This window comes from Acidovorax sp. sif0632 (genome assembly GCF_019218805.1).
GTDB lineage: Bacteria > Pseudomonadota > Gammaproteobacteria > Burkholderiales > Burkholderiaceae_C > Acidovorax > Acidovorax facilis.
The window spans coordinates 1-16,119 of sequence record NZ_JAHUWW010000006.1; the positions used below are offsets into that span (position 1 = coordinate 1).

A 16,119-nucleotide genomic window follows, 5' to 3' on the forward strand; every position below is an offset into this window, starting at 1 on the left:
TGCAGGGCTATCAACATGGCTTCACTCCCCGGGTGGATTGCAAGGACTCTATCAACTCCTTTAGAACCGCTCGCGCCATGAAGAGTGGATAGCGTTTGGAGTCTATGCAATCGTCCGGGATGCGACAGCTACGAAACAAAAGCTTTGATTTGGATTCTCGATTAATAAAATCAATTGTGGAAATGTGTATGCCACGACGAACCGGGGCAAAAGTTAAATCTGTTATTACATACAATTTTGACGACCTCCTCGAACGACAACTGGAAAAGAACAGAATTCTCTGCCGCTGTATTTATTCGGATACAGAAACATATGATCCAGATGAGCTCCCCGTTTACCACGTTCACGGATTTTTGCCAGAGGATAGAAAAAAATACGATCGACTTGATAAATCAACACTAGTTTTCTCGGAGGAGGGCTATCATCGTATTTATTCTGACTCATATCATTGGTCAAACCTTGTGCAATTAAATAGCTTGCGTGAGAATAATTGTCTAATGGTGGGACTATCAATGGCCGACCCTAATTTGCGACGACTTCTTGACTTGTCAGCTAAGAATATTGAGCGCAGCAAACACTATGCATTCATGAAGCGATTGACAAGAGAAAATTTTTGTTTTGAGCGCAAAGACGGCATGTCGGAGCCAGTGGTAAATGACCTCCCACTTGCTGACAAATTCCTCGATGGCCACCACACTTTAAACGAGCAACTGATGAAAGAATTAGGTGTGAGCGTTATTTGGTATGAAAACTATGATGAAATTCCGCAATTTATTGAAGAGGTTGTGCGTCAATAATTTAGCAAAGAATCTAACTGCCAGTTTAATGCGGAAAAAATGCTCAATTTTCGCCATATTAACTTGGGTATTTCACGGCACACGACGGAAAGATAGTCGGTAAATGCATGCTACGCCAATTGAACCGGTTTTGCGCGTCTATATCGTTGATGCCGGAATACCATCAAATACAAGTGTCGCCCACGCGTTGTGTGAGTAGTTTCTTCCTCCCGGTCACCCCAAGAAAAAACGCCAGCAGACGCTGGCGTTTTTTTAGTGAAAGAGTGCTCAATCACCCCTTCTGCACCATCTTAATAATGCTGGAAAAATCCAGCGCCCCATGCCCCGCCAAGCTGTGCGCCGCATACAGATTGCGCGCCATGCCACCCAGCGGCGTGGCAGCCTTCACCGCCATCGCGTTCTCTTGCGCCAGGCCCAGGTCCTTGAGCATCAGGTCCGTGCCAAAGCCACCCGCGTAACCCTTGCTCGCAGGCGCGGTTTCCATCACGCCGGGGAAGGGGTTGTACTTCTCCAGCGCCCAGTTGCCGCCCGAGCTGCGGCGCATGATTTCGCTGAGTACCTTGGGGTCCAGGCCGTTGGCTACGCCCAGGGCAATGGCCTCGCTGGTGCCGGCCATCAGAATGCCGAGCAGCATGTTGTTGCAGATCTTGGCCGTTTGGCCCGCGCCCACGCTGCCTGCGTGGAAGATGTTGGCGCCCATTTTTTCGAGCACGGGGCGGGCGCGTTCCAGGTCGGCGGCGTCGCCGCCCACCATGAAGGTCAGCGTGCCCGCAATGGCACCGCCGGTCCCGCCCGACACGGGGGCGTCGATAAAGGCCACGCCCTTGGCCTTGGCGGCTTCGGCCACCTTGCGGGAGGTGGCGGCGGCGATGGTGGAGCAGTCGATGATCAGCGTGCCGGCAGGCAGCTGGGCCAGCAGCTCGCCCGCGCCGAGGAACAGGCCTTCCACATGCTGGCTGGCGGGCAGCATGCTGATGACGACTTCGGCGCCTGCGACAGCCGCCTTGGCGTCGGTGGCGATGGGCACGCCGTCTGCGGCCAGCTTGTCGCGGGCGGGCTGGGAGAGGTCGAACGCGCGCACTTCGTGGCCTGCCTTGTGCAGGTTGTGTGCCATGGGGCCGCCCATGTTGCCGAGGCCGATGAATGCGATTTTCATGGTGTGTTGCTCCTGGATGTCGTTGTGATGGTGAAAAGGAAAGGGAATGGGAATAGGTGCAGGTTTGTTATGAATTTGATAGCTAGAAGCGCTTGTCCATCGCGCGGAAAGGGCTAAAAAAGCTTGAAATTTCGGGGCTGATGTTGTCCTTCTGGCTGGCGTGCCTGGGCCGGGGGCTGCCAGGCGGTGGGCAGTGGCGCATGGTGTCGATGTGGAGGTGCATGGCGGTGGGCCTTGGGGGCGGCGAGGCGGGTCAGTCGTCGGCTTCGAAGATGCTGTGTTTTTTGACGGGGGCCTTTTTTTTCGGCTTTGCGCTGGCGCTGGTGCGGGTGGCCGCTTTCTTAGCCGCAGCCGGGGCGCTTGTTGTCTTCTTCTTGCGCGGGGATGCCTTGGCCAGTGGGTTGTAGGCCAGGGCTTCCTGAACCCAGTAGTTCCACTGCGCGCGGGTGGCGTAGCCGTTGGGCTCCACCCAAAAGTAGCCCTGCATGCCGCCGCCGGGCGAGAGTTCGCGGGTGTTCTGCATCTCCTGCAATGCGCCGTGGCGGTCCGGTGGCAGGCGCACCAGCAGGTCTTCGCCCTTGACGGCGATGCACACCTTGCCGTCCACAAAGAATGCATAGGTGCCGAACAGCGGCCGCTCTTCCACGTCGCTGCGATGCGCGAGCGCCGTGCGGATGGCGTCGATCAGGTGCAGGGTTTCGTCGGAGAGGGGGCGGGCGGGCATGGTGGCTGGTTCAAATGGCGCGGCTAGATAGCTGGCTCAGAGGGCTGTCGCTCCCTCTCCCCGTGTGGGAGAGGGCTGGGGAGAGGGGTGAAACCGGCGTGGCGCGGGTGCAGCCCCCTCTCCCCAACCCTCTCCCGCGAGGGGAGAGGGGGTAGCCCCCGGCGCTGCTGCGGGTGCGTGGGCTGGTGTTCCTGTCTGAGAGAGGTGCTTCATGAGGAAAATTGGCCGTTTCCGCGCATTGGATAAGCGCTGGTAGCTATGAAAACAGGAGTAAACGCTCAGCGAATCACCTCCGTCGCATCCCCATCCAGCATGCGCCGCGCAATGATGACGCGCATGATTTCGTTGGTGCCTTCCAGGATCTGGTGCACGCGGGCGTCGCGCAGCAGGCGCTCTAGCGGGTATTCGCGGATGTAGCCGTAGCCGCCGTGCAGTTGCAGGGCGTCGTTGATCACGGTAAAGCCTGCGTCGGTGGCAAAGCGCTTGGCCATGGCGCAGTAGGTGGAGGCGTCGCGCGCTCCGGCGTCGAGCTTGGCTGCGGCCAGGCGCACCATCTGGCGGGCGGCGACGAGTTCCGTCGCCATGTCGGCCAGCTTGAACTGCAGAGCCTGGAAGCTGGCGATGGGTTTGCCGAACTGCTTGCGGTCTTGCATGTACTGCTGCGCGGCGTTGAGCGCGCCTTGTGCCGCGCCCACCGAGCAGGTAGCGATGTTGATGCGGCCACCGTCCAGGCCCTTCATGGCGATCTTGAAGCCTTCGCCTTCGCGGCCCAGCAGGTTTTCGGCAGGGATACGCACGTTGTCAAAACTGATGGTGCGTGTGGGCTGGCTGTTCCAGCCCATCTTCTGTTCCTTCTTGCCGTAGCTGATGCCGGGTGTGTCGGCAGGCACGGCAAAGGCGCTGATGCCGCTGGCGCCCGATTGCGCATCGCCGGTGCGGGCCATGAGCACCAGCACGTCGGTGCTGCCCGCGCCGCTGATGAAGGCCTTGGCGCCGTTGATGACGTATTCGTTGCCGACCAGCTCGGCGCGGGTCTTGAGCGAGGCGGCGTCGGAGCCAGCGCCGGGCTCGGTGAGGCAGTAGGAGGCGAGCTTTTCGCCAGTGGTGAGCAGCGGGCCCCAGTGGTCGCGCACGGCAGGCGTGGCCCAGGTGCCCAGCATCCAGGTGGCCATATTGTGGATGGTGATGAAGGCGGTGGTGCTGGGGTCCACAGCCGCCATTTCTTCAAAGACCAGCGTGGCATCCAGCCGGGGCAGGGCGAGGCCACCGGCGGCTTCGGGCGCGTACAGGCCACAAAAGCCCAGCTCGCCCGCCTTGGCAATCGCCTCGCGCGGGAAGATGCCTTCCTCGTCCCAGTGCGCGGCGTGGGGTGCGAACTCAGCTTGTGCAAAGTCGCGGGCCGTCTGGGCAAAGGCGCGTTGTTCTTCGGTGAGTTCAAAGTCCATGCTGCTTGTCTCGTTGGTTCTTGTTGTTCTGGGGTGGAGTTTTTAAGGCTTGGCAGACGGATGGTCCAGCGTCAGCCAGCGCATCAGGCCTCTGCGGCGGTTCTCGGTCTCTGCGGTGAGGCAGTCGTGGTACAGGCGCGGCCACTCGGGTTCTGACTCACTGGCGCGTGTGGCCTGCTTGCAGCGCGTGATGCGGTCGCGCTGCCAATTGGTGTGCTCCTGGCGCAGCTGGGGGCGTTCATGGGCCGACAGGGCGCGCATCACATCACCGTAGAGGATGGCGATCTGCGTGTCCGCGACCTGGTAGGCCTTGACTGCGCACGCGTTGGTCTCTTCCAGGCTACCGGCGTCGCGGCACGCGGCGCCTGCCTGGGCGAAAACACCCGGGCTCAGCAACAACGCACCCCCGGCGGTTGCAGTTACGGCCACCGCTGACACCCAATTCTTCAGTTTGAAAATTTGCATGTCCTGCTTTTACCACCGACCAATGCAGTCAAAACCGGCGCGACCCAATGCCAACGCCACCGTGCAAGGGCCGCCATCTCACGGTTCAGGCACGGGTGGCGTCCCCCTTCCGCATCGCGCAGCGATGCAGAGAAAGGGGGAAGCGGCGCAGCCGCTCAGGGGGTTATTTCAGGCTAATTGTGGTGTTGACACCCTGGCTCACCGTGCTGTCATCAAACCAGCGGGCCGTTACCGTCTTGGTCTGCGTGTAGAACATCACGACCTGCTTGCCGTATGGACCCAAGTCACCCAGCTTGGAAGCGCGCGAGCCGGTGAACGAGAACAGTGGCACTGGCACGGGGATTGGCACGTTGATGCCGACCTGGCCCACGTCGATCTCTTCTTGGAACTTGCGCGCTGCCGCACCCGACTGGGTGAAGATGGCAGTGCCATTGCCGTTGGGGTTGGCGTTGATGAACTCGATGGCTTCGTCGATGTCGGCGGCGGGCACCAAGGCCAGCACGGGGCCAAAGATTTCCTGGTCGTAGATGGCCATGCCGGGCTTCACGTTCGAGAAGATCGTCGGGCCCACAAAGTTGCCCTTTTCATAGCCGGGCACCACGGGCTTGCGGCCATCGAGCTCCAGCGTGGCGCCGTCGGCAATGCCGCGCTCGATCAGGCCTTCCACGCGGGCGAGGGCGGCGCAGGACACCAGTGGGCCCACATCGGTGCCCTTTTCGGTGCCGCCGTTGACCTTGAGCGTCTTGGCCTTGGCCACCAGCTCGGGAATCCACTTTTGTGCCTCGCCCACCAGCACCACCACGGGCAGGGCCATGCAGCGCTGGCCAGCGGCGCCAAACGAGGCACCGGCAATCGCGTTGAGCGTTTGCTCCTTGTTCGCGTCGGGCAGGATGATGGCGTGGTTCTTGGCGCCCATCATGCATTGCGCGCGCTTGCCGGCCAGGGTGGCGCGGTTGTACACATGGGTGCCCACCTTGGTGGAGCCCACGAACGACACGGCCTTGATGTCCTTGTGGTCGCAGATCGCGTTCACGGCCATTTCGCCGCCGTGGATCACGTTGAGCACGCCGGGTGGAATGCCTGCTTCGAGCGCCAGCTCCACCAGGCGCATGGTCACCATGGGGTCTTGCTCGGAGGGCTTCAGCACAAAGGTGTTGCCCGTGGCAATCGCCATGGGGAACATCCACAGCGGGATCATGGCCGGGAAGTTGAAGGGGGTAATGCCTGCGCACACGCCCAGTGGTTGCAGCAGGGTGTAGGTATCGACACCACCGGCCACGTTGTTGGCCAGCTCGCCCAGCTGCAGGTTGCCGATGCTGGCGGCGTGTTCGACCACTTCGAGGCCACGGAACACGTCACCTTCGGCGTCCGGCAAGGTCTTGCCTTGTTCTGCCGTCAGGATCGCGGCCAGCTCGGCCATGTTTTCGCGGATGAGCTGTTGGTACTTGAGGAAGATGCGGGCGCGGGTGCCGATTGGCGTCTTCTTCCAGGTCTTGAACGCTTCCTTGGCCGAGGCCACGGCGGCGTCGATTTCTTCAGCGGTGGCAAACGGCACGCGGGCCAGCACCTCTTGCGTGGCGGGGTTGACTACGTCGCGCCATTCAGTGGTCTTGGATTCGACGAACTGGCCGCCGATCAGCAGCTTGACGGTGGGGGCCAGTGCGGCCACGTTGGTGGGTGCGTTCATGGGTTTGTCTCCGGGGTGTGGTGAAGGGCCTGCAAAGGGGCCAACCTGTGCATGGTATGCGTGCAAATATGTAATTGCAATGCGTCAAATTGCAATTTGGATGTGCTTCTACGCACATTGCTTGCCTTGCACCTTCGCCCTTCAGCTCATGGGCCTCCGGATGCTGGGAAGCCCTGGGGGTCCGCGTTTCGCTCAATCGGCGGTAGGGCCCGCCTTCAGAAAAAAAAGGGGCAGGCCTTGCGGCCTGCCCCTGTTTCTGATGCTGCAGCGCGGTGCATTCAATTTCTAGAGGGAAAAATGCCTTCCAAGGCGATGATGAAGCTCACAGCGAGAGAGGGTTGCATCACGGAAACGGGCGAGTTGTTTCCAGCGCTTCCGGTGTTGCCATTGCTCACCGGAAGTTGCGTATTGGCGCTGGCACTGGGCGCGTACTGCGCATTGCGCTGGTTGGACGCTGCCGGTACGTTACCTGGACCGGGTTCCATGAGCGTGCCAAGCGTGGTTGTTGCGGGTGAAGAGAGAGACACGGTGTGCGTGTGTGCCGGTAAATTTGTGGAGAGCAACGTGACATTTTCAGCGCCGCTAACCTCACCCAAGCTGCGAAATGAAAGCCCCGGACCCGAACCTTGGCCCATGGGAACTCGACCTCGCAGATCGGGCAAAGCAAAGGTGGTTGATCCGTTGCCGCCATAGGTGGTGCCAAGCAGGGAAAACAATGCAGTGTTTTGGGCAATGGAGAGAATCTGGCCATTGCAAAACGCCCAGCCGTTGGGGGCAAAGGTGCCTCCGAACATTCGTATTTCACCGATAAACGGATTGGACATAGGTGTACTCCTTAAGTCAAAAGATAGCCAGTGGTCCAGCCGCGTTGTGCAACGGCTGCTGCTGGTGTGGGGTGTGAGGTAGGGTGTTGTCGTCGGGCGCTGACGCCCAGGAAGGTGTTTTCCCACAGGGGGCCTGCGCTGTCGGTGCCTGCATTCACCCATTGGCGCTCCCCGCGGGGGCCTACAAGGGGGGTGTGGTGCAGGTCGGCCCAAAGGTCGCGCATGTGGGTGCCTAGGGGGGCAGTGACCAGGGCTGTTCCCAGAGTAGCGCCCGCCTCGGCGCCTAGCAGTGCAGCGGCCGTCCAGCCCAGGCCCGCTTGGGCCAAGCGGGCCTTCCAGCCTGCGTCGGCCGATTCGGCCTGGGGCCAGGTCGCAATCGTGTGTGCATGTACACCTGGGTTGTGTTCAGACAGCCACGGCAAGCCCGCCAGATTGGTGCGCAGCGCTGCAGAGTGCTTTTGCCACCATTGGGCAAAGCGCTGCGACTGGGAGCCCGAATACAGTGCAACCACTGCGTCGGGCTGGTGCGACATGATGGACTGCTTCAGGCCCCCAAATTCGGAGGCGTTGCCCGGCATGTCGGCTATGCGGCGGCCCACAATCTGCCCACCCAGCGCCTGCCAGCGCTGCTGAAAAGACTGCAGGAAGTCAAAACCCGACTCGTGCCGCCCCATGCTGAGAAAGGCGCGCGGGCCGCATTGCGCGTACACCCGGTCGGCGAGGGCTGTGGCCATGGCACAAAGTTCCAGGCTGTGGCGAACCGTCAGCGGGTGGGTATCAGACTGCGAAACCATGTCTGCGCCCGTGTCGCTGATCCACAGTGGCACGCCTGCCGACTCTGTCAAGGGCGACACCTTGTTTGCCAGCGCGGGAGGCATCCATCCCATCACCGCGTCAAACGGCCTGGCTTGAAGCGCCGCACCCACTGCCTTGGCAGGCGCTGATGGCAGCAAGCCTGCAGTCAGCCAGGTCAGGGCGACTTGGGACGAGGCTCCGGCCTGGGCCAGCCCCAACTCCACACCTTGCTGGTAGTCACGGGTCAGCTCCGGCAGTTTTGCAGAGCTGGGGGCGATGGCCAAGATGCGCCAGCGTGGGTTTGCTGTGCCCAGGGAGTTCAGGAAGGGGGTGGAAGCCTGAACGCCGGTGGCCGCTGCAGCCCCGCCGGTGGCCAGAAAATGACGTCGATGCAGTGCCGCGATCATTGCAGTGCTTCCTCAGACTGGGTGGTAACTGCCGCAGGGTGGCTGCGCCGCTTGGCGTGGAGCCTCTCGTAGTGAGGTGCGATCCACTGCGCAGTCAAGGATTGGAGAAGGTCGCTTGCCATGCTGTGTTTGGTTTGTGTATCTGGTTCAAAGACTTCGTGGGGTTGCTTGCCGTGCCGTGTGGCGCGCTCGCGCATTCTTTCGCGATCCTCTTGCGAGACCTGCCAGCGCATGTGGGGGAGCACCTGCGTTTCGATGGCATCGGGCAGTTGGGCGTAGTCGAGCAACAGCGCGCGTGTGGGGTCGAACTGCTGCGCCATGGCTGCGTAGATACTGCCAAGCACCTGGGCGCAGTGCAGCTCAGCAGACATGGCGGGCATTTCGCCAGGGTTGACCCCACCAAAGTTCAGGCCCAGCGCGCCCGGGATCATAAAAAACGCACGCTCGCGCATCTGGGACACCAGCACCGCGAGCGGCTCGCGGGTGAGGAAAACCCAAGGCGCATCAGGCCAGGCTTTTGCAAACAGCGGTGCCTTGTCGGTGTTCCAGGCGTCCTGCTTGAGGCTCATGGTTTGCAGCGGCGGGCTGGTGCTGTCGCAGCGTTGCGCCCAGGCGCTGGTCCACGCGCGCAACGCACGGACCACCTGGGCTTCGTCGATCAGCTCACTGGCCAGCGCCTGTCTTACCAGGAAGTCCACGGGGCCAGGCTCAGACAGTTGCAGGTGGTGGGGGCTTTCTGCCAGCGTCTGTGTGATCAGGGTGGACCCGCAGCGCGACACATGGAAGATGACGAGCGAAGGATCGAGACCTGGGGATCGCTCATGCCAGGCTAGCAGGTCGTGAAGCGGCGTCTGGCGCCGAAACGCCAGGTGGAAGGGGTGCCTCAGCTGATTCTGGATGCCATGCTGGAAAAACGGTTCACGCAGCGGCGCGTCCAGCAGGCGAGCCCAGTCCACCATCACCTGGCCCTGTGCGATGTAAAAGCGAATGGGTCGCCAGCCGCTGAAGTTCACAGTACCCATTGCTCAGTCCATGCGCGGCGCCCGGCCTTCATGGCCGACTCCACGTCCGATGCGTCAAATTGAAAGCCCGCGGCCTGCCCCATGTGCACCGACTCACGCACGAAGTCGGCCAGGTTGGTGATGGTGCTGAGTCGCTCTGCATAGTCAGCGTTGGTGCCCACCAGGTCGCGGAACTGGATGAACTGGCGCCACGGGTCATCCGCGTCGGGCAGGGGGTCACCGCAGTCGCTCGCGCGCAGGGCATCGACCAAGCGCATGTCCACCGAGGTGTCGGCCACCAGGTGGACTCGGCTCAGGGTTCCACGGTTGCGCACCCGGTGCGGGCGCGACACATCCACATACCAGCATTCGCCAGCGCGCAGCGGAATGCGCTCTCCATCCACATGGAAGAACACCCGTTCGCCGGTTTGTAGCGGCACATGCAGGCGAGCCTCACCGCGCCCCACACACAGGTCGGCGTCGGTGTGCTCCTTGATCTCGCAGCCCGGCAGCAATTGCATCAGCCGCACGGACTTCCATGGCAATGCCATGGTGTCCAGCATGGCGCGCAGAGTGGGGCATTGGTCCAGGGCCGGTGTGTCGGCATAGCGCGAGGCAGCCACATCCACGGGAACGACATCGATAGGTGCCTCGGGCGCAGAACGCAGCGCCAACGCCTGCCATCCCCCGTCATGGCGGCCTTCATTGAAATGGGTGCGCCAGAGGGAGGCCGGCAGCGCATTCACCTCTGCCAGGGCGGCGGGGGTGTCAAACCGCCAGGGCAGCCGAGCTGTCTGCGCGCCCTGCACCCACAGGCCCCGTGGTGGCAGTTCAGCAAGCGATGATTCCGCAGACGTCATTGCGTGCAGATGGCGTAAGCACTGCAGGCGGTCGTCAAAGCGGGAACGCGGTAGGAGTTGAGCAGGCGGACTGACCAGCCCTGCACCCCGGCCGCACAAGCACCGCCTTCGACGGGGCGGTTGGCCGCCACATATACACCGTCTGCTTCAATCCCCCCAGCGCCACTGGCCCCTTCGTACCCGCCGCCGATGACTTTCTCGCCCGCATTGCAGCAGGAGGTCACAGCGCAGCTGTCTGCCGTGCCTGTGCCAGTGGCTGGCCGAATATTGACAGTGATCGCGTTGCTGCCTGCAGGACCCTGGGGGCCGGTGGCCCCTGTGGCACCTGCCGGGCCCACCGAGCCGGTGGCACCCGTGGCGCCGGTGAGGCCTGCTGTTCCCTGGGCGCCGGGTGTTCCCGCTGGTCCGGTAGCGCCTGTAGCACCGGCCGAGCCCGTGGCACCCGTTGGACCTGCGCTGCCCGTGGCGCCGGTGGCACCGGCCGGGCCGGTGGCGCCTGTAGCCCCTGTCAGGCCCGCCGGGCCTGTTGCTCCTGTTGCACCGGTGGCGCCTGTCGCTCCGGTGGTGACCCCGGGAGCACATTGGCCCAGACGCCCGGTCGGGCCGTCAAAACACAGCACATTGGCATTGGTGTTGGCCGTTCCCGAGAGACTGGGAACCCGCACTTCGCCAGAGTCTTGTACGCGCAGGCGCTCGGTATTGCCCGGCCCCTTGACCACGAATCCACCACCTGCCGGGGGCGTGAAACTTATATCCGCAGCGTGGACGGACACAGTGGCCAGTGCCAGGCAGGCTGGACCAGCCCAAAGCGACTTATAGGGAAAAGTGGTGCGTTTCATAGAGGTTGAGGGCTAAGGATGCGGGTGGGCAAAGCAGGGCAGGACAGGCCCCGTGGTGCGAAAAGATGGGAGGGGTGACAAATGGCCCGTGGCCGCGAAGGTGAACGCCCTGGACAGGGGCGGGAGCCGGTGGGACCCGTTGCACGGCATGGGCATGCCGGCAGACAGCCCCGGAGGCTGCGCGAATGCGTTCATCTTTTCTCCCTTGCGCTGAACTGTTGCTGGCCGCCATGGCGGGTGTGTAGACCCGTTTGGCTCTGGTTGCGGTGCGCTGCCCTGTTCTGTGTGCAGGTTTCAGCGCGGGCGGAGTGTGCAATAGAAAGCATACTGTGTAAATTGTTAAATTACATGTATCAAACGATACGTGGCGACATGACGTACCTATCCAGTGGGTCTTGGTGGGCCGGACCGGGCTGATTTCGGCGGCGCTGGGCCGGGTGTTCTTCCTCCATCTCTGCGCGGAGCGCCACAATCGGGCCATGGATTGGGACCATTTCCGCTATTTTCTGGAGCTGGCGCGCGCTGGCACGCTGGCAGGCGCCGCCCGCCGCCTTGGGGTGGAGCACACCACTGTGTCGCGCCGGTTGCAGGCGCTGGAAAAGCAGGTCGGCTCGGCCCTGTTTGCCCGTGAAGCAGGCGGCCACCGGCTGACCGAGGCCGGGCGGCAGCTGATGCCCAAGGTGGAGGCGATGGAGACGGCCTTTCTCGCGGTCGAGAGCGCGGCCCCGGGTGTGCGCCAGGGCCTGCACGGCCTGGTGCGCATTGGCACCACCGAAGGTTTTGGCAATTTGATCCTGGCGCCCCAACTGGCCCGCTTTGCGCTGGGCCACCCGGGCCTGGTGGTGGACCTGCTGGCGCTGCCCCGGCTGGTGCACCTGTCGCGGCGCGAGGCGGACATCGTGATCTCGCTGGAGCGCCCGGCGCGTGGGGCGGTGCTGGTGGTCAAACTCACTGACTATGTGCTGCAGCTGTACGGTGCGCGCAACTACTTGGCGGGTCATGCGCCCATCCATACGGCGGATGATTTGCGCGGCCACACCTTCATCAGCTATGTGGATGACCTGCTGTTCAGCAAAGAGCTGCAGATCCTGGACGAGCTGCACCGCCCGGCGCACTTTGCGCTGCGCAGCACCAGCATCCTGGCCCAGTACGAGGCCGCGCGCGTGGGCGCCGGGCTGGCGGTGCTGCCTGCGTTTGTGGCTGCACAAGACCCGTCGTTGGTCTCGGTGTTGCCCGGCGTGGCGCGGTTTCAGCGTACGTTCTGGATGTCGATGCCAGCAGAGAACAAACACGTTGCGCGCATGCAGGCCACCTGGGCTTTTTTGCGCGAAACCGTGGCTACGCAGCAGGGGCTGTTGATGCCTTCTGCCTAGGTCTAAATAGCTATAGTATTGATAGCTTGTGCCGCCTGAATTATTTGCGCCTCCGGCACTTTTGCCTGCAATCCTTTTGGCATGTGACAACCAAGCTCTCAAATCCGTCTGCACCTGTCCCACGCGTGCGTCAGCGTGTGGCAGCGCTTATCACCCAACAGGGCCGGGTGCTGCTGCACTGCGCGCAAGGTGACCCCTTCTGGGCGTTACCGGGGGGTGGTATTGAGCCAGGAGAGACTGCAGCGCAGGCGCTGGTGCGTGAGTTACAGGAAGAGCTGGGGCAGGCGGTGGAACCGGGGGCGCTGTCTTGCGTGGTGGAGAACTTCTTCCTTCATGCAGGCCAGCTGCACCATGAAATTGGACTGTGCCTGCATGCCAGCCCGCTGCAGGATGGCCCCTTGGCAAACGGGGAGGGACCGTATGAAGGAGTGGAAGGAGGGCGCAGGCTGGTGTTTGCTTGGTTTTCCAGCGATGACCTGGCGCACATGGACATCCGCCCGACCATCCTGCGCAGCTATTTGCGTGAACTCCTGGCGTGTGGCTCAAGGGGCGTGGCTCACCTTGTGCACCGGGAGGAGCCTCTGCCCTCCATACCGGCTACTTCGCCCGCATAGAGGACTCACTTGGTTGCCCTTGCCTGCACCAGTGGGAACTTGGGGGAGCGAGGGCCGGTTCAGCGGCGTGGATAGAGCCCAGTCGTTCGCCACTGCAGTGGCACCAGGTCATACAAGGGACTTGGCTCCCGCTGCCAGCCATTGGGTGGCGCCGAGGGGCGCGCGCTGGCGGACGAGCCGTTGACGCCCATGTGGAGACCGGCAAGCTGCTGCATCCATGTGACGTCGATGGTGCCGCCTTGCAAAGGCCTTGAGAAAATCAGCTCTAGCATCTTGCGGGCCTGCGGGTCGCCGCTGCTGGCCGCCACCTGGTACAGGCGCACAGCCTCGGTGTAGTTGGCGGGTACACCGTCGCCTCGGTGGTACCGCTGGGCCTCCACGTACCAGTCCGCAGCGCTGTAGCGGGCTGATCGGATGCGGGCGTCGGGATCGTTGTGGAAGCGGCGGGCCAGAAGGCTGGCGTTGGCGGCAGCGGCCTCAGACTTTGCAGACGCTGATTGAAATTGAACCATCGCCTGTTCGATATCGCCGCTGGCGATGAACTCCAGCCCCAGTTCGTTGCTGGCCTGCGCACTGCCTGCACGCACGGCTTGCGTCAACAGTTTTTGCAGCGGTGGGTTGGCCGCCGCTGGCGCCACCGAGCCGGGGTACCGGTCTGGTGAGGGCGAACGGGGCTCGGCCAACGGGGCCAATGCCTTGGCCGCATGCCATTCGAGGTATTTGGCAAGCCCTGGATCGGTACGGTCCACCAGCGCAATCCAGTGCATGGCGGTTGAAGGATTGGGTGCTGCCACGCAGCCGCTGAGCTGGCACCATGCGAGGCCCGCAGGTGCCAAGGGGTGGCCGAGCAGTTGCGCACGTTCAAACCAGTGCTGGGCCTGCGCCGGGTCTGCGGGCATGGCCAGGCCGTGCAGCGCCAGAAGCCCCAAGAGCCACGCCGCATCGGCAGGCGATAGGTCGCCGGATGATCGCGCTGTGGAGACAGGGGGGGAGCGCGGCTTGCGTGTTGGTGCCCCGTCGCGTTGCGCGGCGCTGCGAAGTTTTTGCAACATCTTCTCCTGCATGGGGTCGTCAGACCCGGGCACCTGGGGGGACGTCGCGTTCAGGGTGGCGCGATCGATGAAGGTGGTCTCTGCGGGCGTGGGAAGCGCACGTACCGAGGCCAGCACAGGCGCCGCAGTCACCACCGCCAAGACCAGGCACGCTGCTGTACCCGAGGCCTGCGCCACAGCGCCGTGGAGTGCGCGCCAAGTGCCGTGCGGCGTGCGCAGCCCTTTGATCGTGGACTGCGGGCGCGCCGTGGTGGTCGAGGGGGTTGTGGTCATGGCGTGTGCGCGCACAGTGCTGTGCCTGTGGTCTTTCACTTGCGCGGGGCGGGTTGTGCAGGCGCAGTGGCTGCAGCGGGCAGGGCCCGGCGCGGAACGACCTGCCAGTACACCGCGTTGCCGGTGTAGCCCTCGCTGCCCCAGGCGGTGGCGAAGGCTTCGTTCAAGCGCTCCAGCGCCCGGTAATTAGGGATGGGCTTGAGCGGCGGGCCGCGCAGCGCTTCGGGCAAGCGAGGCGTGCTGTCCTCGTCGGTGGCAAAGCAGGCCACGCCTTCAGTGCCGGGGCTGGCTGCGTCCATGATGAAGCCGGGGTTTGGGCTCATCCAGTCGGGGATGCGTATGGCCTGGTTGGCGGACACCCAGCCGGTGGTGTTGGCCTGGTTGGGCAGCAGGCGGATGACCGTGCCGGTGGCATCGGCCAGAAAACACTGCAGGTAGGAGGCGCGCGACACCGTGGCCGACAAGAAGACCTGTTCACCCACCTCGAACGCGGTGCGCTCCAGCAATACGTTCTCAATCTGCAGATCGATGCTGCGGGCAGGCGGCGGGTCTCCGTACTTTGCTGCACCCGGATTGTTGCTCACCACGTTGACTGCGGCATCGGGCGTGGCGGGCCCGACTGCGATGTGCTGCACGGGTTCTGAGTGCGTGCTGGCCCAGCCAATGCGGGCCAGGGTCCCGTCTGCGGATAGGCCGACAAAGTGGCGCAGCGCCCGTTCGTAGGTCACAAAGTCCACCACGCCCGTCACCACCATGCCGTTGTCGGCCTGAAAGCGCGCCAGTGCCCTGCGCAGCGCTGGGTCGTTGTCCGGCAGGGGTTGCGTGACGGGGGCGAGGTAGCCCCGACTGACCAGCGAGCGCGCAATGAGCTGGGTGCGCACGGCGGGCGAGCCTTCGTCAAACCAGTCGCGCAGCTGCCGCTGAAAGTCGGGATGGTTTTGCTCCAGCGTCAGGCATTGCCAGTAGGGCACCCGGGCCCATTTGCCAATGAGTTCAATGGTTGCCAGATCCACCAGGGTCCGCACGGCGCCGCCCGATCCCTGCGTGTAGTCGCGCCCCACATTGAACTGGACTCCATAGGTGCCGATGCGCCCGGCCAGATCAACGCCTTGGCCGCCGTTGCCGATGATGACTTCGTTGGCCGAGTCGAGCCCGGGTATCAGCGTGCGGGTGCGAAAGTCGCCCAGGTGCATCTCCAGTCCGATGATGGTGGCGTTGCGGCTTTGGCTGTAGCCCATGTCGATGCGAGGGCCGGAGAGCCCGGTGTCAAACCGGTTGTTGATCACGTTCTGGTCCACGAACGAGATGGCACCCGACAGGTACAGCGCGGGCCGCTGCAGCTGCATCTGGTTGTTGTTGAGCAGGATGGTGGTGAGGTTCTGCACCGTGTCCTGGCGCGCGATGTCTACCTCATAGTCCACAAAGCGGAACGCATTGCTCAGGCGCGACATCTGCGACAGTGCGGTGATCACCATGTCCTTGGTGGCCACGGTGACGCGGGTGGAGTAGTCAGGAATCTGCTTGCTGGTGATCAGTGTGGTGGGCAGCTGTGCGTCGCGCAGCATGTGGTCCATGCACATCAGCGAGTCGGAAAAGCTGGAGATGGAACGGGTAGGGCGCACCACAGGGCGGTCGGTGATGGAAGCGAGGCTCTGAAATTCCTGGTCCTTGCGCGGGTCCCTGGGTGTGGAACAGCCGGCCAGTCCGAGCCCGATGGCAAGCCAAAGCACCCCATGGATCGCGCGCTCCAGGGGGCGTGGGGTGCGGGGGCGTGGGGGGCGAGAGCATGCGGGCATAGCGGGGCTCA

The 16,119-nt window shown here is 63.1% G+C and carries 16 protein-coding genes; 3 read left to right on the forward strand and 13 right to left on the reverse strand.

What is annotated here, in order from left to right; genetic code table 11:
- Nucleotides 1–188 precede the first annotated feature (188 nt).
- Nucleotides 189–797, forward strand: coding sequence for an SIR2 family protein (locus KW832_RS18110; protein ID WP_218301189.1), 609 nt, complete (start codon nucleotides 189–191; stop codon nucleotides 795–797).
- A 271-nt stretch (nucleotides 798–1,068) separates the two neighbouring features.
- Here the strand turns inward: KW832_RS18110 and mmsB are convergent, their stop codons facing one another.
- From mmsB to KW832_RS18165, 11 genes are all read right to left on the reverse strand, one after another.
- Entirely contained in the window at nucleotides 1,069–2,028 is a 960-nt protein-coding gene (gene mmsB / locus KW832_RS18115; protein WP_370633162.1) for a 3-hydroxyisobutyrate dehydrogenase, read from the reverse strand.
- Between the two features lie 7 nt (nucleotides 2,029–2,035).
- Nucleotides 2,036–2,176, reverse strand: a complete 141-nt coding sequence (locus tag KW832_RS25940; protein WP_218301188.1) for a hypothetical protein — start codon at nucleotides 2,174–2,176, stop codon at nucleotides 2,036–2,038.
- 30 nt (nucleotides 2,177–2,206) lie between these two features.
- Nucleotides 2,207–2,677, reverse strand: a complete 471-nt coding sequence (locus KW832_RS18125; protein WP_218301187.1) for a TfoX/Sxy family protein — start codon at nucleotides 2,675–2,677, stop codon at nucleotides 2,207–2,209.
- Nucleotides 2,678–2,955: 278 nt separating this feature from the next.
- Nucleotides 2,956–4,122 carry an acyl-CoA dehydrogenase family protein gene (locus KW832_RS18130; RefSeq protein WP_218301186.1) on the reverse strand — a complete coding sequence of 389 codons (1,167 nt, stop codon included), beginning with the start codon at nucleotides 4,120–4,122 and terminating at the stop codon, nucleotides 2,956–2,958.
- A gap of 42 nt (nucleotides 4,123–4,164) precedes the next feature.
- Nucleotides 4,165–4,587, reverse strand: coding sequence for a lysozyme inhibitor LprI family protein (locus KW832_RS18135; protein WP_218301185.1), 423 nt, complete (start codon nucleotides 4,585–4,587; stop codon nucleotides 4,165–4,167).
- A gap of 163 nt (nucleotides 4,588–4,750) precedes the next feature.
- The gene (locus tag KW832_RS18140; RefSeq protein ID WP_055396084.1) at nucleotides 4,751–6,274 is read right to left on the reverse strand and encodes a CoA-acylating methylmalonate-semialdehyde dehydrogenase; all 1,524 of its coding nucleotides are present in this window, start codon (nucleotides 6,272–6,274) and stop codon (nucleotides 4,751–4,753) included.
- 278 nt (nucleotides 6,275–6,552) lie between these two features.
- Complete coding sequence (locus tag KW832_RS18145; RefSeq protein ID WP_218301184.1) at nucleotides 6,553–7,098, reverse strand: phage tail protein; 546 nt, start codon at nucleotides 7,096–7,098, stop codon at nucleotides 6,553–6,555.
- An 11-nt stretch (nucleotides 7,099–7,109) separates the two neighbouring features.
- Nucleotides 7,110–8,300 carry an ABC transporter substrate-binding protein gene (locus KW832_RS18150; protein WP_218301183.1) on the reverse strand — a complete coding sequence of 397 codons (1,191 nt, stop codon included), beginning with the start codon at nucleotides 8,298–8,300 and terminating at the stop codon, nucleotides 7,110–7,112.
- Nucleotides 8,297–9,322, reverse strand: a complete 1,026-nt coding sequence (locus tag KW832_RS18155) for a sulfotransferase family protein (protein WP_218301182.1) — start codon at nucleotides 9,320–9,322, stop codon at nucleotides 8,297–8,299. The genes KW832_RS18150 and KW832_RS18155 overlap by 4 nt, the downstream gene beginning before the upstream one ends.
- Nucleotides 9,310–10,161, reverse strand: coding sequence for an aspartyl/asparaginyl beta-hydroxylase domain-containing protein (locus KW832_RS18160; protein WP_218301181.1), 852 nt, complete (start codon nucleotides 10,159–10,161; stop codon nucleotides 9,310–9,312). Before KW832_RS18160 ends, KW832_RS18155 begins: the two co-directional genes overlap by 13 nt.
- Nucleotides 10,158–11,000 (reverse strand): collagen-like protein, encoded by an 843-nt coding sequence (locus tag KW832_RS18165; protein WP_199726989.1) that lies wholly within the window; start codon nucleotides 10,998–11,000, stop codon nucleotides 10,158–10,160. Before KW832_RS18165 ends, KW832_RS18160 begins: the two co-directional genes overlap by 4 nt.
- A gap of 479 nt (nucleotides 11,001–11,479) precedes the next feature.
- Between KW832_RS18165 and KW832_RS18170 the strand changes: the two genes are divergently transcribed.
- A complete protein-coding gene (locus tag KW832_RS18170; protein ID WP_055396113.1) occupies nucleotides 11,480–12,373 on the forward strand; it encodes a LysR family transcriptional regulator in 894 nt (297 codons plus the stop codon).
- A 125-nt stretch (nucleotides 12,374–12,498) separates the two neighbouring features.
- Nucleotides 12,499–12,987 carry an NUDIX hydrolase gene (locus tag KW832_RS18175; protein WP_218301180.1) on the forward strand — a complete coding sequence of 163 codons (489 nt, stop codon included), beginning with the start codon at nucleotides 12,499–12,501 and terminating at the stop codon, nucleotides 12,985–12,987.
- A 59-nt stretch (nucleotides 12,988–13,046) separates the two neighbouring features.
- On the opposite strand, the gene KW832_RS18180 is transcribed toward KW832_RS18175, so the two are convergent.
- Together KW832_RS18180 and KW832_RS18185 are read right to left on the reverse strand one after the other, a co-directional pair.
- Entirely contained in the window at nucleotides 13,047–14,312 is a 1,266-nt protein-coding gene (locus tag KW832_RS18180) for an SEL1-like repeat protein (RefSeq protein WP_218301179.1), read from the reverse strand.
- Nucleotides 14,313–14,347: 35 nt separating this feature from the next.
- Nucleotides 14,348–16,108, reverse strand: a complete 1,761-nt coding sequence (locus KW832_RS18185; RefSeq protein WP_255577829.1) for a DUF4384 domain-containing protein — start codon at nucleotides 16,106–16,108, stop codon at nucleotides 14,348–14,350.
- Between the last annotated feature and the right edge of the window lie 11 nt (nucleotides 16,109–16,119).